13 protein-coding genes, 2 tRNA genes and 3 pseudogenes are annotated in these 16,936 nt (G+C 60.3%); 3 read left to right on the forward strand and 15 right to left on the reverse strand.

Features of this window, described 5'->3' with window-relative positions; genetic code table 11:
- A pseudogene (locus ACLTXB_RS16975) lies at nt 1-892 on the reverse strand (ROK family protein); the annotation flags it as partial.
- A gap of 457 nt (nt 893-1,349) precedes the next feature.
- On the opposite strand from ACLTXB_RS16975, the gene ACLTXB_RS16980 reads away from it, so the two are divergent.
- The 3 genes from ACLTXB_RS16980 (at nt 1,350) to ACLTXB_RS16990 (ending at nt 2,536) form a co-directional block, all read left to right on the forward strand.
- Complete coding sequence (locus ACLTXB_RS16980) at nt 1,350-2,222, forward strand: MurR/RpiR family transcriptional regulator (protein WP_302667919.1); 873 nt, start codon at nt 1,350-1,352, stop codon at nt 2,220-2,222.
- A 97-nt stretch (nt 2,223-2,319) separates the two neighbouring features.
- Nucleotides 2,320-2,407, forward strand: a tRNA-Ser gene (locus ACLTXB_RS16985).
- A 37-nt stretch (nt 2,408-2,444) separates the two neighbouring features.
- Nucleotides 2,445-2,536: transfer RNA gene (locus ACLTXB_RS16990), tRNA-Ser, on the forward strand.
- Nucleotides 2,537-2,642: 106 nt separating this feature from the next.
- Here ACLTXB_RS16990 and ACLTXB_RS16995 read toward each other — a convergent pair.
- The 14 genes and pseudogenes from ACLTXB_RS16995 to ACLTXB_RS17060 form a co-directional block, all read right to left on the reverse strand.
- Nucleotides 2,643-3,875, reverse strand: coding sequence for a glycerate kinase type-2 family protein (locus ACLTXB_RS16995; RefSeq protein WP_428227785.1), 1,233 nt, complete (start codon nt 3,873-3,875; stop codon nt 2,643-2,645).
- A gap of 226 nt (nt 3,876-4,101) precedes the next feature.
- A complete protein-coding gene (locus ACLTXB_RS17000) occupies nt 4,102-5,475 on the reverse strand; it encodes a penicillin-binding transpeptidase domain-containing protein (RefSeq protein WP_428227786.1) in 1,374 nt (457 codons plus the stop codon).
- Nucleotides 5,462-7,267: an FtsW/RodA/SpoVE family cell cycle protein gene (locus tag ACLTXB_RS17005; protein WP_151075460.1), complete on the reverse strand. Its 1,806-nt coding sequence runs from the start codon at nt 7,265-7,267 to the stop codon at nt 5,462-5,464. The genes ACLTXB_RS17000 and ACLTXB_RS17005 overlap by 14 nt, the downstream gene beginning before the upstream one ends.
- A gap of 169 nt (nt 7,268-7,436) precedes the next feature.
- Nucleotides 7,437-7,892 (reverse strand): MarR family winged helix-turn-helix transcriptional regulator, encoded by a 456-nt coding sequence (locus ACLTXB_RS17010; RefSeq protein WP_008979934.1) that lies wholly within the window; start codon nt 7,890-7,892, stop codon nt 7,437-7,439.
- 65 nt (nt 7,893-7,957) lie between these two features.
- Entirely contained in the window at nt 7,958-8,383 is a 426-nt protein-coding gene (gene fabZ, locus ACLTXB_RS17015) for a 3-hydroxyacyl-ACP dehydratase FabZ (RefSeq protein WP_008979935.1), read from the reverse strand.
- Nucleotides 8,384-8,386: 3 nt separating this feature from the next.
- Nucleotides 8,387-9,628, reverse strand: coding sequence for a beta-ketoacyl-ACP synthase II (fabF, locus tag ACLTXB_RS17020; RefSeq protein WP_428227787.1), 1,242 nt, complete (start codon nt 9,626-9,628; stop codon nt 8,387-8,389).
- A gap of 20 nt (nt 9,629-9,648) precedes the next feature.
- Entirely contained in the window at nt 9,649-10,392 is a 744-nt protein-coding gene (gene fabG / locus ACLTXB_RS17025) for a 3-oxoacyl-[acyl-carrier-protein] reductase (RefSeq protein WP_020989456.1), read from the reverse strand.
- Nucleotides 10,393-10,396: 4 nt separating this feature from the next.
- Nucleotides 10,397-11,316: pseudogene (gene fabD, locus ACLTXB_RS17030) on the reverse strand (ACP S-malonyltransferase).
- Complete coding sequence (locus ACLTXB_RS17035; protein WP_428227788.1) at nt 11,313-12,377, reverse strand: NAD(P)H-dependent flavin oxidoreductase; 1,065 nt, start codon at nt 12,375-12,377, stop codon at nt 11,313-11,315. Before ACLTXB_RS17035 ends, fabD begins: the two are co-directional and overlap by 4 nt.
- A 1-nt stretch (nt 12,378) precedes the next feature.
- Nucleotides 12,379-13,300, reverse strand: a pseudogene (locus ACLTXB_RS17040) (nitronate monooxygenase).
- A gap of 22 nt (nt 13,301-13,322) precedes the next feature.
- Nucleotides 13,323-14,261, reverse strand: coding sequence for a beta-ketoacyl-ACP synthase III (locus ACLTXB_RS17045; protein WP_110441251.1), 939 nt, complete (start codon nt 14,259-14,261; stop codon nt 13,323-13,325).
- Nucleotides 14,258-15,067, reverse strand: coding sequence for an acetyl-CoA carboxylase carboxyltransferase subunit alpha (locus ACLTXB_RS17050; RefSeq protein ID WP_428227789.1), 810 nt, complete (start codon nt 15,065-15,067; stop codon nt 14,258-14,260). Before ACLTXB_RS17050 ends, ACLTXB_RS17045 begins: the two co-directional genes overlap by 4 nt.
- Nucleotides 15,064-15,948, reverse strand: a complete 885-nt coding sequence (gene accD, locus ACLTXB_RS17055; protein ID WP_235398447.1) for an acetyl-CoA carboxylase, carboxyltransferase subunit beta — start codon at nt 15,946-15,948, stop codon at nt 15,064-15,066. Before accD ends, ACLTXB_RS17050 begins: the two co-directional genes overlap by 4 nt.
- Nucleotides 15,949-16,936: acetyl-CoA carboxylase biotin carboxylase subunit (locus ACLTXB_RS17060; protein WP_428227790.1), on the reverse strand; the 988-nt coding region annotated here is incomplete at its 5' end.

Consider the following 16,936-nt stretch of genomic DNA (forward strand, 5'->3'; position numbering starts at 1 on the left):
CGTGCTCGTCCACGTAGCCCACGGCCTCGCTGGTGCCCATGGCGATGCCCAGCACGTTGTTCTCGCCCAGGCCCATAGCACCGGCCAGAGCGGACACGTCACCGTCGTTGCACACCACCAGGGGGATGTCAGGACCGAACACGTCACGGGCAGCGCGGATATAGATGTCCTTGACCTTGGCGTCAAACTGCTCCTTGGGAACCTTCAGGAACAGGGAAGCCACCATGGTGCGGTTGTCGATGTAGATACCGGCGGAGGACACGCCCACCGCGTCCACGCGGGGCATCTTCTCAGCGGCGGACTTGAAGGCGGCTACGATGCCGTCATAGTGGTAGTCGGGATCGGAGTTGGTCTTGGGGAACCACACGACCTCCTCGGAGTAGACGCTCTCGCCGTCGATCACAGCGGACACCTTGCGGTCGCTTCCGCCGGCGTCAAAGCCGATGCGGCAGCCGTCCATGTGGCGGCCGATGGCCTGGGAAGCACCCTTCTCCTCGGGTACCTTGTCGCAGAAGACGACCTCGAAGGGGTGCTCATACACGCCGGCCATAAAGTCGGCATCAAAAGCCCGCTTGCCGGTGAGGGAGAAGGTCTCCTTCAGGTAGTTATACACGTCCTCATCGCCGCTGATATAGACCTTGAAGCCGCCCTGGAGCCACAGCATGGACTTGACCAGCCGGTCGGCATAGTAGTGGTCAGCCTCACGCATCTCGGGGGTGCCGTGGATAAAGGTATTGCACACCGCTACCTGGCCATTGGAGCGCTCCACCGCGAAGGAAACGGGCTTCTTAGCACTCTGAAGGAACGCGCGGTTGAATTTGAGAATGGGCATGAACTCGGGATCTAAGCTGGGGCTGTTTTTAACCTGAAACTGGATTCCGTAGCGATTCATGACAAACGCCTCCTGGTTTGAAAAAAATTTTGAAAATTCGTTGCGGATTTTCCATTGGAAAGCTATAATGAAAAAACAAGGGAAAAGTAGGCTGGGGAGAAGAAATGATTTTCCGTAAACCGTATTTTTCCCTTTTAAGATGTAAACTCATTTTATCATGAGAATATGTACTTGTCATCTAAAATCGAAAAAAATTTTAGACAAATTATTAAGATGAAAATAATTTTCATAACCTCTGTTTTTCAATAAAAGTTTCGAAAATCAGATTTTTTTAAAAATAAGCCTTTTCTTTCCTGAAATAGGGGATTGAATTTCAAATCGAAAAAAAGACAAAAAATTATGTAAACCAAAAGACGGAAGGTACAGAAAACCGGACGATGTGACAAAGAGGCACAAAAGTCTATGTAACAGACTGGTTTTTTTCCGATCAGCATCATCGAAAGGAGTCCAGACAAGTATGACCACCCAGGACGTTTTTGAGACGATCAGCAGTCAATATTTCCAGCTGACAAATTCAGAAAAAAAGGTGGCCGACTATGTATTGTCCCACCGCATTGACGCGCAGTACATGTCCATATCTGAGTTGGCAGAAGAATGCGAGGTGGCGGATGCCACCATCTCCCGGTTCTGCCGCCGGCTGGGTGTGGGAGGATACAATGCGTTCAAGCTGGAGCTGGCCAAGGCCTCGATGGCAGCCAGAACCAGCAATACGACGGCGGAGAGTCAGGCCATCGTCTCTCAACCGGAAGACAATACAGCCTTTGATTTGCTGTGCCGCCGCAGACTGCGGGAGAACATCTCGGCTCTGGAGCAGACCGTGAAGCTGATCAATGGGGACCAGCTGCGCCAGGCAGCAGAGCTGCTTCACTCTGCACGACGGGTGATCTGTATGGGACAGGGAAGCTCCATGGTACTGGCAGAGGAGGCCTGGACCCTGTTTTCCACCATCTCCTCCAAGTTTGCCTTTATTTCTGATTCCCATTTTCAGCTCAACAGCATTGCCCTGATGTCCAAGGAAGATGTGGTGCTGTTTTTCTCTTATTCCGGGTCTACTCGGGAACTGCAGGATGTGCTGGCGGTATCCCGGCCTATGGGGGTCAAGGTGATCCTGGTCTCCCGTTTCCCCAAGTCGCCCGGCGGACAGCTGGCGGATCTGGTGCTGCAGTGCGGCTCCAATGAGGGACCGCTGCAGGTAGGTTCTGTCACCGCCCGTATGGCACAGCTGTTTGTGCTGGATCTTTTATTTACTGAGGTCTGCAATCTGGATCCCGAAGGTGTGATCGAAAGCCAGGAGCGGGTGGCGGAAGCTGCGTCGCTGAAGCACCTGTAAAAGAAAAACGATTGTTTTTCGGAAAGCTGGTTCTGGGGGATTGACAAAAGGGGTTCTATGTGGTATTATCTTATTCGCCTCTGATTGAAAAAGATGAGGAGAGATGTCCGAGTGGTTTAAGGAGCCGGTCTTGAAAACCGGTGACTCGTCAAGAGCCGTGGGTTCGAATCCCACTCTCTCCGCCACTTTTTTCGGAACATAGGTTTTAGGATAATAGCACTTGCAGAAGTACCCAAGTGGCTATAAGGGGCTCCCCTGCTAAGGGAGTAGGCGGGTAAAACCGTGCGGGGGTTCGAATCCCCCCTTCTGCGCCAGTTCGCCGCAAGCGTAAAACGCTTGCGGCGAACTTTTTTTATTGTTTTAGACAGCAGAAAGACGCGGCCGAGGCCGCGTCTTTCTGCTTATGATAGAGAAGGAGAATCAACGTTTGATCAATACAACGGATACATCATTCACATTGGTTCCTGTGGGGCCTGTGACCAGCAGTCCGTCCACCGCCTTCAGGGCGTGGTAGGCGTCATTGTCGGCCAGAACCTGATGAACAGATAGTCCGGCATCGGAAAGACGCTGCATGGTGTTTCCGTCTACGATGCCGCCGGCGGCGTCGGTGGGGCCGTCTGTGCCGTCAGAACCCAGAGAGAAGACCACGGTATCCTTCATACCTGCGATCCCAGGTGCGGCAGCCAGAGCCAGCTCCTGATTCCGGCCGCCCAAACCGGAGCCGGTGAGCTGGACGACTGTCTCGCCGCCAGCCAGGAAGGCCAGGGCATGATCGGAATCTTCGTGGCTCTTGGCGATGGAGGCCAGGAAGGAGCCGGCCTCCTTGGCCTGACAGCACAGCCGGTCAGTCAGAACGGTAGGCTCATACCCCAGCTGCCGGCAGGCCTGAGCGGCCGCGGCGCACAGTTCCCGCACACTGCCGGTGATGACAGTCTCCACATTGTCCAGCTGCTTGGGAGTCTCCACATCCAGCAGAGCCTTCATCTCGTCGGTGAGGGAGAGGTTGTATTTTTCCACAGCGGCCCAGGCATCTTCCCGGGTAGAGCTGTCGGGATAAGCAGGTCCGGAGGCGATCATATCCAGAGGATCGCCCAGAATGTCAGACAGAACGATGGCGTACACCTGGGCGGGGGCGCACAATTGGACAAATTTGCCGCCCTTGACTGCGGAGAGACGCTTACGCAGGGTGTTCATCTCCACAATGTCTGCCCCGCAGGCCAACAGATCCTTGGTAAGCCGGGCCAGATCCCCGCCGGGGACCAAGGGACTTTCAAACAGGGCAGAGCCACCGCCCGAGACCAGAAAGACCACAGTGTCCTCTGCAGTAAGATTCTGAACCAGATCCATGGCGGCCCGGGTGCCGCGGAAGGAATTTTCATCCGGGACGGGGTGACCGCCTTCATAAACCGTGCAGCGGGGAATTTCGCCCTTGCTGTGGTCGTACTTGGTGACCACCACGCCGGCGGTGAGGCGGTCTCCCAGCATTTGGGCAGCGCATTGAGCCATCTGCCAGGCTGCTTTTCCGGCAGCGACCAGATAGATCCGGCCACCGGAAAATTCTTTGCCCTCCAGGGCGCGGCGTACGGCTGCATCGGGCAGACAGGCGGCCAGAGCGCTTTGAATGATTTGTTGGGCATCGGTACGAGTGGACATCGGGCAGACTCCTTTCCTACTGGTTCCATCGGATAAACCGGACTGTAAGAGGCAGGTGAACGGATTTTCTCTGCCTGGGGACAGGACAGCCCGGGTATGATTCTTACTATAACCATACCCCACAGAGCATTGGATCGGATATGAAAATTGCAAGATATTTTTAGATAAAATACAAAATGCCCCCGAAGGAAACATCCTTCGGGGGCATTTGCAGACAGAGCATGTATCAGTAGCCGTTGACCAGAGCGTCCAGAACTTGAGCGGCCACATTGCCTGCTGCATTGGCGCCGCTGCCGCCCTCCTCCAGGACCACGACAAAGGCGTAGGGGGCGTCGGAGTTGCGCAGGAAGCCGGCAAACCAGGCATTCGGCTTTTTGCCGCCGCCTACTTCGGCGGTACCGGACTTGGCACAGATGTCCATGTTGGGGAAGCGGCTGCTGCCGTAGGTTTCCCGTACATTGTTGGCCATCATATCACCCACCACCTGAGCCGTGTCAGCATCGATGAGCTGATCGGTCTTCTTGGTAAAGTGAGGTAGGGAAGGAAGGGGAAGGTCCCCCTCGGTTTTGGAAATCAGATAGGGCACTGCAGTCTTTCCCTGGTTGGCAATGACGCCCATCCACACCATCATGGCGCAGGGATTAACCAGGTCGTTATACTGGCCTACGCCGGACCAGCCAATCTGGCTGGTGCTGGCACCGGTGAGATCAAAGCTGCCCTTGGCAGTGGCAATGCCATCCACAGAATAGCTGTCCAGGATCCCTGCTTTTTCCACATATTTGCTCATGGTTTCGGCGCCGAGTTCTGTGGCCAGCTGGGCAAAAACGCCGTTACAGGAATTGGCCAGGGCGGAGTTGATATCCATTTCTCCGTGGGCGAAGGGACAGGTGATCTCCTCCCCGCCCACCGTGGTAGAACCGGTACAGGTGAACGAGCGGGAGAACAGATCGGGAATGTTTTCAATGGCGGCGGTAAGGGTGATGGTTTTGAATACCGAGCCGGGAGTAAATGTGCCGGAGAGGAAGCGGTTAAGGTAGACGCCTTCGTACTGAGGGTCCCCATCTTCGATGGTGGGAGGATTGGCCGGATCAAAGGTGGGGGTGGAGACCATGCACAAAATCTCACCGGTCTCATAGTTGTACACACCCACCGCACCCTTCTTACCGTTCATTGCCTGGTAGGCGATATAGTTGAGGCGGGCATCCAAAGTGAGATAGAGGTCGTTGCCCTGGCCGAAGGGGTTGTCGGCTCCGGTGAGGAAGTTATAGCCGGAGAGCTGGTCGGCAAAGGCAACCAGGGCGCTGGTGCCGATGGAGCCGGAGAGATCACCCACTGCATGAAGGGTAGCCTTTCGCACAGTGGCGTTTTCATAGTACTGACGGTTGCCCGACTCATCCACCCAGGACAGTACGTCGCCGTCCCGGTCCAGCACCCGGCCGACTGCCAGGGAGCCGTTGGAGTTGTAGAGATGCCGGTTGGCGGCAAAGGAGGCCCAATCGCCACCCTTGAGGAAAAAGCGCAGGACAAACAGCCCAAGCCCCAGAAGCAGAAGTAAGGTGAGGGCCAGGCAGACGAAGGTGCGTTTTTCAATCTTTTTCACGGGAGACCTCCTTTCGGGGGGCTCTGCTCTGGGGGCCCAGGTTTCCAAGCCACTGAGGACCGTGAAGCTTAGGCGCGCGGATGGCAAAGCTGGCATTGCTGCGGGTATCGGCGGCCTTCAGGAAGGCCATCATGCCCCAGGAAGAGAGCATGGAGGAGCCGCCGTTGGAGACAAAGGGGAAGGTGACGCCGGTAAGAGGCAGAATATCCACAGAGCCCAGCACGTTCAGCGTAGTCTGAAAGACCAGCAGGCTGGTGGCGGCACAGGCGGCAATGGAGTAGAAGCTGGAGCGGCCGGCCCGGCAGCACCGCACAGCGAACACCGCCAGAGCCACAATGCACAGCACCGAAAGTACCGCGATGATAAGGCCCCACTCCTCGCACAGCATGCCAAACACCAGATCGGTGTCAGCGGCAGACACGCGGTGGAGCCAGCCGTTTCCCGGTCCCACGCCGATGAGACCGCCCGAGGCGGCAGCGGACATGGTGCGGGTCTGCTGGAAGCCTCCGTCGGAGGCCTGTTCCCACACATGGCCCCAGGCCGCAAAGCGCCGCAGGATGTAAGGCTTGATGCTCACCAGGGTAAAGGCACCGAATACCGCGCCGCCGCAGATGAGAGACAAGGTGGCAAAGTCGCCCGAGCGCAGATAAGCGATCACCAGGAAGGTGACAAAGAAGATGGCAGCGGTGCCGAAGTCACTCATCAGGGCCAGGCAGCCCATGCAGGCGCCGGTCAGGACAATGAACAACCCCAGATTTCGTTTGCGGAACAGCCGGTCCAGGGTGGCGGCTCCGGCAAAGATGTAGCAGATCTTGGCAAGCTCCGAAGGCTGGAAGGAGAATCCGCCGATGCTGATCCAGTTGGCCGCACCGTATTTCACCTTGCCAAGGACGAGAGACAGGCTCAAAAGGAAGATGGCTCCGGCGGCCATGAGCCAACGGATCTTCTTCACCCGCTCCAGATCCCGGAGAAACAGCCCCAGAATCAGGAAGAAGATAAGGCCCAGCACCATAGAGAGAAACTGCTTGGGGACTGCACTGGGCGCAGAGGACGAGGTGACGGAGAGGGACAGCGTGGACAGGAAAAAGGCCACGGTCTCGATTTCAAAGCCAATGCGGCCCAGCGCGCGCATGGTGATGCAGTACAGCCACATTACCGCAGCCAGGCACAAAAAGGAGCCGGGAACCAGCAGCATGTGCTCTTCATCACCGGAGAAGAGAAACTGCAAGGCAGTCAGAACCTGGAAAATGGTAAGTAAAATCAGAGAACCCCAGGGAGAGACCGGCTTGGTGTCGGTTTTACGCCGGTGCTTGGTCTCCTGATCGGGGACGGGGAGCAATACGGTTTCCACGCCGCCCATGCTCAGTACATCGCCGAAGGAGACGGAAGAGCCTGCAGGATCAGCAGGAGTTCCGTTTACCGTGACGCCGCTCTTGGAACCCAGATCGTATACCGTCCAGCTGTCATCTTCGCTGCGGATGAGGGCGGCATGCTGTCGGGAGACCACCGGGTAGTTAAGTACTACGTCACAGCTTCCTGCCCGGCCCAGGATGTTTTCCCAGTGTGTCAGGGGCTCACTGGCTCCGTTTGGCAGGGACAGATAGGCCCAGACCTCTGGCTTTGGAGAGGCCTTGATGAGGGAGCGAATGATGCGCACCAGCATGGCCAGAGCCAGCAGGGGGAAGAGAAAACGCAAAATCAGGGTGTACCAGGCGAAAGCCTGAGGGTAGTCTGCAGGCAGCTGCCGCAGGGCGAGTATGCCGGCCTGAAGACTGTCGAGAAATTGGGGCAAGTCCACCCCTCCTTTCAAAACGGGGAAAAAAGGTTTGCTTACAGGATACTACAACTGTCCCGCCGATACAAGGGCGGTTTTGCACAAACACAGCTTGAAATGTGGAAAAAGCCATGGAAACAGACAAAAAACGGTGCGGCAGCAAAATTCTGCTGCCGCACCGCGGTGGTTAATTTTCGTGAGAGGGGATCTGATTCAGTTCGGGCATCAGCTCATCCGAGATGATGTTGAGCATCTCTTCCAGCTTCTCTACATCCTGGGCAGGAAAGCGCTCTTTGATCCGGTCCATGACGGTGGAGAGATAGCGGTAGCTCACATTGTAGTAGTCGATATACTTTTGCGTTACCGACAGATGATACTCCCGCTTGTCATCGGGAGACTGCTCCTTGGTAATGTAGCCCTTTTGGATGAGGCTGTTGATCTTATAGGCGGCATTGGGCGGAGAGATGTTTACAAAGCTGGAGAACTCAGCGATGGTGGGGTGTCCCAGGGCGTTGATGATCTCCATGCAAAAGGTCTCCACCGTGGTCAGACTGGCCTCCCGGGTTTGAAAGCGGGAAAAGACCGCCCGGTAGAAATGGAGCTTAAATTTTGTATACACGCGGTTGAATGACTCGTCCAGCATGACACTTCCTCCTGCACGTTCTAAAGTGATTCCAATATAGCAAACTTACAGGTGGAAAGCAACCGTTACTGGATCACAAAGGTAAGTTCGCAGCGGGCTGCGATCTTGCCATCCACCTTAGCTACCGCCTTGCCGAATCCGATGGGGCCGTGCTGTTCCACCAGTTCGCAGCTGAGCTCCAACACATCGCCGGGGAGAACCGGCTGTTTAAAGCGGGCGTTCTTCACGCCGCCGAAAATGGCCAGCTTTCCCTTGTTCTCGGGCAGAGACAGGGCGGCCACAGCTCCGGTCTGAGCCAGAGCCTCCAGGATCAGTACCCCGGGCATGATGGGCTTGCCGGGGAAGTGGCCCACAAAAAAGGGCTCATTCATGGTCACACACTTGATGCCGGTCGCTTTCACACCGGGCTCACAGTCGGTGATCTTGTCCACCAGCAGGAAGGGAGGACGATGAGGAAGGATCTCCATGATCTGCTCAATATTCAGCTGCATCTCTTAACCCTCCCACATCTGGAAGACCAGGCAGGTGTTGTGCCCGCCAAAGCCCAGGGAATCGGAAATGGCCACCTTAATATCCGCCTGACGGCCCTCGTTGGGGACGATGTCCAGGTCACAGGCGGGATCGGGCACCTGATAGTTGATAGTGGCGGGGACATAGCCGTCCTTCAGCGCCAGCACGGAGAACATGGCTTCCACCGCGCCGCTGGCACCCAGCAGGTGGCCGGTCATGGACTTGGTGGAGCTGACCATCAGATTCTTGGCGTGGTCGCCGAAAACTTGGTGAATGGCAGCAGTCTCGCCGCTGTCGTTGAGGGGAGTGGAGGTGCCGTGGGCGTTGACATAGTCTACCTGCTCGGGGGTCATGTCTGCGTCGGCCAGAGCCTGCTGGATGCAGGCGGCGCTCCAGGTGCCCTTGGGATCGGGAGCGGTGATGTGATAGGCGTCGCAGGTGGCGCCGTAGCCCACCACTTCGCCGTAGATCTTGGCGTTCCGGGCCAGAGCGTGGTCCAGCTCCTCCAGCACCAGGATAGCGGCGCCTTCGCCCATAACAAAGCCGCTGCGCTCGGCATCAAAGGGGATGGAGGCACGGTTGGGGTCGCTGGCAGTGGTCAGTGCGCTCATAGAGGTGAAGCCGCCCATGGCCAGGGGGGTGATGGAGGCCTCGGCGCCGCCGGAGAGCATCACCTCGGCGTAGCCGTCCCGGATGTGGCGGAAGGCGTCGCCCACCGCATTGCTGCCGCCGGCACAGGCGGCCACGGGACAGATGCACATGCCGTGCAGGCCCAGCCGGATGGCGATATGACCGGCAGCCAGGTTGGTGATAGACATGGGGATAAAGAAGGGGGAGACCTTGTCAAAGCCGCGGACATTGCCGGCCTCACAGGAGGACTGGATGGTGGCGATGCCGCCGATGCCGCTGGAGACGGACACGCCGCAGCGGGCAGTGTCCTCCTGCTCCAGGTTCAGGCCGCTGTCCTGAACCGCCTCTACGGCGGCGGTGACAGCAAACTGGGTGAAGCGGTCCATCCGGCGGGCCTCTTTCTTGTCCAGAGCCACGGTGGGATCAAAGTTCTTTACCTCAGCAGCCAGAGAGACCTTCTGATTGCTGTGATCGTACAGGGTGATGGGAGCAATGCCGCACACGCCGTCTTTGACGGCCTGCCAGCTCTCAGCAGCGGTGTTGCCCAGAGGGGTGACCGCGCCGATGCCGGTGATGACAACGCGTCTTTTTTCCATAGTTAGCATCCTTTCTGCGGTCAAACCGCCATGCCGCCGTCTACACACAGCACCTGACCGGTGATGTAGGCGGCCTCGTCGGAGGCGAAGAAGGCTACCGCGTGAGCCACGTCCTCGGGCTGGCCCAGCTTAGCCATGGGGATGGTGGAAAGCATGGCTTCCTTAGCCTGCTCAGACAGCACGGCAGTCATATCGGTGTCGATAAAGCCGGGGGCCACGGCGTTGACGGTGACCTTCCGGGCAGCCAGCTCTTTGGCCAGGGACTTGGTCAGGCCGATCAGGCCCGCTTTGCTGGCGCAGTAGTTGGCCTGGCCGGGATTGCCCCGCAGGCCCACGATGCTGCTCATGTTGATGATGCGGCCGGAGCGCTGGCGCATCATGGGGCGGTAGACGGCCTTGCAGCAGCAGAAGGCGCCCTTCAGGTTGGTGTCCAGCACCGCGTCGAAGTCCTCCTCCTTCATCTGCAGGGTCAGGCCGTCCCGGGTGATGCCGGCGTTGTTGACCAGAATGTCGATGCGGCCGAAGGTATCCAGAACGGTCTTCACCATGTCCTGGCAGGCCTGGGGGTCGGCCACGTTGGCCTGGATGGCGATGGCCTGCACACCCAGGGCCTCACAGGCAGCGACGGTCTCCTGGGCGGCGGCGGAGTTGCCCGCGTAGTTCACCGCCACGTTGGCGCCCTGACGGGCCAGCTCCAGGCAGATGGCACGGCCAATGCCACGGCTGCCGCCGGTGACCAGAGCGATTTTTCCAGTTAAGCTCATGGACTTACTCTCCTCTCAGGGCGGCGACAGCGGCCTGAAGTTCCTCGGCCGTCTCCACCGGATAGCATTTGATTCCTTTTACGGTCTTCTTCACAAAGCCGGACAGGGTGCGGCCGGGGCCGATTTCCACCACGGTGTCCACGCCCAGCTCACCCAGGCGGCGAATGGTATCCTCCAGATAGACGCTGGACTGGACCTGCTGCTCCAGCAGGTTGGGAATGGTGTCCGCCTCGCCCTTCAGGTCGCCCAGGCAGTTAAAGAGGACGGGGATCTCCATGGCGCCGAAGTCCACGCTCTGGAATTTCTCCCGGAGGGCGTCTCCGGCGGGAGCCATCAGGGAGGTGTGGAAGGGGCCGCTCACCTTTAGGGGCAGCACCCGCTTGGCTCCGCGGCCCGGCCATCGCCCGCCTTGGCAGCGGCGCGTCGCGGAATGACGATCTGTCCGGGGCAGTTGAAGTTGGTGCATTCCACCACGCCAGCGTCAGAGGCCTCAGCGCACACGGCCTTCAGGGCGTCCCGGTCCATTCCCAGCACTGCGGCCATGCCGCAGGGGCGGCCCTGAACGGCGTCAGCCATAGCCTGGCCGCGGAAGGCCACCAGGGAGATGGCGGTCTTGGCGTCAAAGACGCCAGCGCACTGGAGGGCGGAATACTCGCCCAGGCTCAGCCCAGCGGCGTAGTCAGGGGTAATGCCCGCCTCGCGCAGCAGGGCGGTAACACCGGCAGCAAAGGCCACCATGCAGGGCTGGGTGTACCGGGTGTCATTGAGCTGGTCCTCGGGACCGTCAAAGCACAGCTTTTTCAGGTCGAAGTCCACCGGAGCGCTGTCCAGTACCTGGCGGAAGGCGGGGTAGATCTCATACAGGTCCCGGCCCATGCCCACATGCTGGGCGCCCTGGCCGGCATACAAAAAGGCAAGTTTCACGTTGAAACCCTCCATTCATTCATCAGTTCGTCCATGATGTCCCGGACATGGACCATCCGGTCCAGCCGCTCCACATTGGAGCCGCTGAAGAAGAGGCCCTCCTCCCGGTTGCCCTTCACCGCCTCAATGAGAGCGTGAGTGATACAAAAGGGAATCTTGGCAGGGGCACACCCCTTGATACACTGGGAGCACTTGGTGGGAGCCTGCCGCAGGCCCTGCTCCAGCCGCTCCACCAGGGGAGTGCGTACCGCACGGCCAGGCATGCCCACCGGGCTGTGGATAATGGCCAGATCGCTCTCTTTGGCCTCAAGAAGTACGTCCTTATAGCCCTGGGAGGCATCGCACTCGTAGGTGGCGATAAAGCGGGTGGCAAGCTGCACGCCCGCGGCTCCCAGCTTAGTGTACCGGGCCAGGTCGGCTCCGGTGTACACGCCGCCCGCCACAAAGACGGGGATGGGGTGGCCGTATTTCTCCTCGTAGGGACGAACCTCAGCCAGAACGCCGGGCAGGAGTTCCTCCAGCGTGGGACAGCTTCCAGCTTTCAGCTGTTCCTCGTCAAAGCCCAGGTGTCCGCCCGCGTCTTTACCCTCCAGCACGATGAAATCGGCGGTGGTGTGGTACTTGCGGTCCCAGGTCTTTAAAATGAGCTTGGCCGCCCGGGGAGAGGAGACAATAGGCGCCTTGGCAGTGCCGCTCTCGCCTACCAGTTCGGGCAGGTCCAGGGGGAGTCCCGCTCCGGACACCACCGCGTCTACTCCGGCAGCTACGGCGGTGCGCACTGCGTCGGCGTACTGGACGGTGGCCACCATGGCGTTGACCGCTACCATTCCAGCGCCTTTGGCAATCTCCTTGGCTTTGCCGATCTCCTGCCGGAGAGCCCGGAGATTGGCCTCAAAGGGATTCTTTGCAAAATCGGCTTCCAGATAGCCCGCGTCGGCGGTGCTGATGGTGCCCATGCCGCCGCAGGCGGCTACCGCCCCGGCCAGTCCTCCCATGGACACGCCCACACCCATGCCTCCCTGGAGGATGGGCAGGGCCAGTTCATGCTTTCCGATGCGCATCTTACTTCTCCAGCTCGGCCAGACGCTTCTCGCAGCCGGCCTGGAGCTCCTCAAAGATCTGGTGCAGAGGCTTGATCTCGTGGAGCATACCGGCTACCTGGCCGGCCATCACGCTGCCGGTCTTCACATCGCCGTCGAACACAGCCTTGCGCAGGCCGCCCAGGGTGAAGTGCTCCAGCTCCATGCGGTCGGCGCCCTCCCGCTCCTTGGCGATGTACTCGTTGGTCATCTGGTTGCGCAGGCAGCGTACGGGGGCGTCCACAGAGCGGCCGGTGACCACAGTGGAGCGGTCAGAGGCCTTCAGAACGGCCTTCTTGTAGTTCTCGTGGATGGGGCACTCCTCGCTGACCAGCAGGCAGGTGCCCACCTGAGCGCCGATGGCGCCCAGGGCGTAGGCAGCCAGCAGCTGGCGGCCGCTGGCAATGCCGCCGGCGGCGATAACAGGGATGTCCACCGCGTCCACCACCTGAGGCACCAGAGCCATGGTGGTGGTTTCGCCCACGTGGCCGCCGCTCTCGGTACCCTCAGCGATCACGCCGTCGGCGCCGCGCTTGGCCACCAGCTTGGCCAGAGCCACAGCGGGGACTACGGGGAAGACCTTGATGCCCGCCTCTTTCCAGGCGGGGATAAAGCGGGAGGGGTCGCCCGCGCCGGTGGTGACCACAGCCACCTTCTCCTCGGCGGCGATGGCGAGCTCCTCCATCTGGGGTGCATGAGCATGTGTTCACGCCGAAGGGCTTATCGGTGAGCTGGCGGCAGCGGCGGATGCTGTCCCGGAACACCTCGGGGGACATGCCGCCGGCACCGATCAGGCCCAGGGCTCCGGCGTTGGAGACCGCAGCGGCAAACTCGGCGGTGGCGATGTTGGCCATACCGCCCTGAATAAAGGGAAACTCAATGCCCAAAAGCTCGTTTAATTTCATAATTAACCTCCAATCCGTCCGCTTACCACTGGAACAAAGCGCCGCCCCAGGTGAGGCCTGCGCCAAAGCCCAGACACATGACCCACTGACCCTTTTTCAGAAGGCCCTGCTCGGCCATCTCGTCCAGAGCGATGGGGATGCTGCCGGCGGACGTGTTGCCGTAACGGTCCATATTTTCATAAAAGCGGCTCAGCGGCATCTTCAGCCGCTTGGCCACCGATTCTACAATGCGGTGGTTGGCCTGATGGGGTACGTACCAGTCCACCTGCTCCTTGTCCATCCCGGCCTTTTCCAGCAGCTGCTTGGCCACTTGGGGGACGGTTTTCAGAGCAAACTGAAAGACACCCTGACCGTCCATGTGAAGGTAGGGACGTTCCGGACCGGGGCCCCACGCCCAGAGGACATCCCGGTCGCCCCGGGTGCCCAGCACGCTGTACCATCCGGCTTCCGTGCTCTCCACCACCGCTGCGCCCGCGCCGTCACCGAAGAGAATGCAGGTGGAGCGGTCGTCCATGTCCACGATGCGGGAGAGCAGCTCGCCGCCCACCAGCAGGGCGTAGGGACGGTTCATCCGGGGCAGCATGGCCGCCGCCGTCTCCATGGCGTAAAGAAAACCGGTGCAGCCCGCGCTCAAATCAAAGGCTGGGCAGTCCTCAGGAAGGCCCAGCTCCTGGTGGATGAGACAGGCCTGAGAGGGAAAGAGTCGATCGGAGGTCACCGTGGCGGTGATGCACAGGCCGATGTCCTCCGGTTTCAGTCCTGCCCGCTCCAGAGCCTGCCTGGCGGCGGCTACGGTGAACTGGGTGAGGGACTCTCCCTCCCGGGCAAAACGCCGCTCCCGGATGCCGGTGCGGGCCACGATCCACTCGTCGTTGGTGTCTACCCGGCGGGCCAGGTCGTCATTGGTTATGATTTGGTCCGGAACCGCCCGGCCGGTGCCAAGGATGTGCAGTCCGTTCATGTTTCTTTCTCCTCCCGGACCGCGCCCATGGCGCGGAACTTTTGATAGCGGTGGGCGGCCAGGTCCTTCTCTCGGCTCAGCTGGCTGAGGTGGCGGGTGATGGCCTTGTCCACAGCGGTATACACCGGACGGGGGTCCACGTGGGCGCCTCCCTCGGGCTCAGGAATCACCTGGTCCACCACGTCCAGATGCAGCAGATCGTCGGCGGTGAGCTTCATCACGCCCGCAGCCTCATCGGCCCGGGAAGCGTCCTTCCACAGAATGGAGGCGAAGCCCTCCGGGGAGAGTACCGAGTAGATGGCGTTCTCCAGCATAACGATCCGGTTGCCCACGGCCAGCGCCAGAGCGCCGCCGCTGCCTCCCTCGCCGATGACCACGGTGACCACCGGGACGGTGAGGGAGCTCATGAGAGCCAGAGAGGTGGCGATGGCCTCACCCTGGCCCCGCTCCTCCGCCTCCAGACCGGGGTAAGCGCCCGGGGTGTCTACGAAGGTGATGATGGGGCGGCCGAATTTCTCGGCCTGGCGCATCAGCCGCTGGGCCTTGCGGTAACCCTCGGGGGAGGGCATACCGAAGTTGCATTTCATGTTTTCCTCAAAGTTGCGCCCCTTCCGGTGGCCGATGACGGTGACCGGCTTTCCGTGAAAGCGGGCGATGGCTCCGAAGATGCTGGGATCTTCCCGGCACAGCCGGTCTCCCTGACAGACAAAGATGTCGGTAAACAGGTTGTGGACGAAGTCCATGGTGCCGGGGCGGCCCGGCATACGAGCGATCTTCACCCGCTGGGCGGCAGTTAAGTTGCTCATCGGTGGAGAACCCCCTTTCGATGCAGGGCTAGCAGCTGGGAGAGGGTCTGGCGCATCTCACGGCGGGGGACGATCTGGTCCACAAAGCCGTGCTCCTCCAGATACTCGGCGCGCTGGAAGCCCTCGGGCAGCTCCTGGCCGATGGTCTGCTGGATGACCCGGGGACCGGCAAAGCCAATGAGTGCCCCGGGTTCAGCCAGAGTGATATCGCCCAGAGAGGCAAAGCTGGCAGTGACGCCGCCGGTGGTGGGGTGGGTGAACACGGAGATGTACAGCCCGCCCGCCTGAGAGAAGCGCTCAATGGCAGCGCTGGTCTTGGCCATCTGCATAAGGGAGAGGATTCCCTCCTGCATCCGGGCGCCGCCGCTGGCGGAAAAGATGATGAGAGGCAGCTTGTGCTTCTGGGCGTATTCCACGGCCCGGGTGATCTTCTCGCCCACGGCCACGCCCATGCTGCCCATGAAGAAGCGGCTGTCCAGCACGGCGAACACCGCCTGGCGGCCGTCCAGCTTGCCGACAGCGGCCACCGCCGCATCGCTCAGAGCGGTCTTTTCCCGCTGGGCAGTGAGCTTGCCCTCATAGCCGGGAAACTCCAGGGCGTTGGGGGCAGTGAGCTCGGGCCATAGCTCCTGGAAGGTGAAGGGGTCCAGCAGCAGAGAGAGACGCAGGTAGGCCCCGATGGGCAGGTGATACCCGCAGTGGGGGCAGACATACTCCGTCTTCACCAGCTCCTGGTTCTGGCACTCCCGGCCACAGCCCGGACAGGTCTGAGAGCCGCCGGAGGGAAGGTCGGAGCGCTTGGCGGCGGCCTCCACGGCCTGCTCCCGCTGACGGCGCAGTCGGTCCAGCCGGTCCCGGCGGGAACGAAACAGTGGTTGCATTTAGTCCTCCTTATCCCAGCCCAGCAGCTCGTCCTGATGGGCGGCCAAGAATCCTGTATCATACTGGCCCTTTACAAAGTCGGGGTGATGCAGGATCAGGTGACAGAAATCGGCGGTGGTGGGGTATCCCTCAATAATCATCTCCTCCAGGCAGCGGCGCATGCGCCGGATGGCCTCCAGACGGGTGGGGGCGTGGACGATGACCTTGGCCACCAGAGAGTCATAGTAGGGAGATACCTCATAGCCGTTATACAGCATGGAGTCCACACGAACCCCGGGGCCGCCGGGGAAGTGGACGAAACGGGTGGTGCCCGGCGCGGGGCGGAAGTCCTGAGTGGGGTCTTCCGCATTGATGCGGCACTCCATGGCGTGGCCCCGGAGGACAACATCCTCCTGCTTGACCGACAGAGGCAGCCCAGCGGCGATGCGCAGCTGCTCCCGCACCAGGTCGATGCCGGTGACCATCTCGGTGACCGGGTGCTCCACCTGAATTCGGGTGTTCATCTCAATGAAGTAGAAGTGCCCCTCCTGGTCCACCACAAACTCGATGGTGCCGGCGTTTTCGTAGCCGGCAGCCCGGGCAGCGGTGACCGCGGCCTGGCCCATGGCCTCCCGAAGTGCGGGGGTGAGAATCTTAGAAGGGGATTCCTCCACCAGCTTTTGATTCTTGCGCTGGATGGAGCAGTCCCGCTCGCCAAGATGGATCACGTTGCCATGGCGGTCGGCCAGGATCTGAAACTCAATGTGCTTGGGGTTGAGAATCAGCTTCTCCAGATAGAGCTGTCCGTCTCCGAAGCAGGCCAGAGCTTCCGCCCGGGTCTCCTGGAACTTAGCCTCCAGGTCCTCGGGGCGGTCTACCCGGCGCATACCACGGCCGCCGCCGCCGGCGCTGGCCTTGACCAGCACAGGGTAGCCGATTTTTTCGGCGATCTCCTGGGCCTGCTGGGCGGTCTCCACCGCTCCGTCCGAGCCGGGGACCACCGGGACG

This window comes from Flintibacter sp. (assembly GCF_046973065.1).

Excerpts from the sequence above, each read along its gene's own strand:
- ACLTXB_RS16980 (WP_302667919.1), top strand. The coding sequence starts at position 1,350 with ATGACCACCCAGGACGTTTTTGAGACGATCAGCAGTCAATATTTCCAG.
- ACLTXB_RS16995 (WP_428227785.1), bottom strand. The coding sequence starts at position 3,875 with ATGTCCACTCGTACCGATGCCCAACAAATCATTCAAAGCGCTCTGGCC.
- ACLTXB_RS17010 (WP_008979934.1), bottom strand. The coding sequence starts at position 7,892 with ATGCTGGACGAGTCATTCAACCGCGTGTATACAAAATTTAAGCTCCAT.
- fabZ (WP_008979935.1), bottom strand. The coding sequence starts at position 8,383 with ATGCAGCTGAATATTGAGCAGATCATGGAGATCCTTCCTCATCGTCCT.
- fabF (WP_428227787.1), bottom strand. The coding sequence starts at position 9,628 with ATGGAAAAAAGACGCGTTGTCATCACCGGCATCGGCGCGGTCACCCCT.
- fabG (WP_020989456.1), bottom strand. The coding sequence starts at position 10,392 with ATGAGCTTAACTGGAAAAATCGCTCTGGTCACCGGCGGCAGCCGTGGC.
- ACLTXB_RS17035 (WP_428227788.1), bottom strand. The coding sequence starts at position 12,377 with ATGCGCATCGGAAAGCATGAACTGGCCCTGCCCATCCTCCAGGGAGGC.
- ACLTXB_RS17045 (WP_110441251.1), bottom strand. The coding sequence starts at position 14,261 with ATGAACGGACTGCACATCCTTGGCACCGGCCGGGCGGTTCCGGACCAA.
- ACLTXB_RS17050 (WP_428227789.1), bottom strand. The coding sequence starts at position 15,067 with ATGAGCAACTTAACTGCCGCCCAGCGGGTGAAGATCGCTCGTATGCCG.
- accD (WP_235398447.1), bottom strand. The coding sequence starts at position 15,948 with ATGCAACCACTGTTTCGTTCCCGCCGGGACCGGCTGGACCGACTGCGC.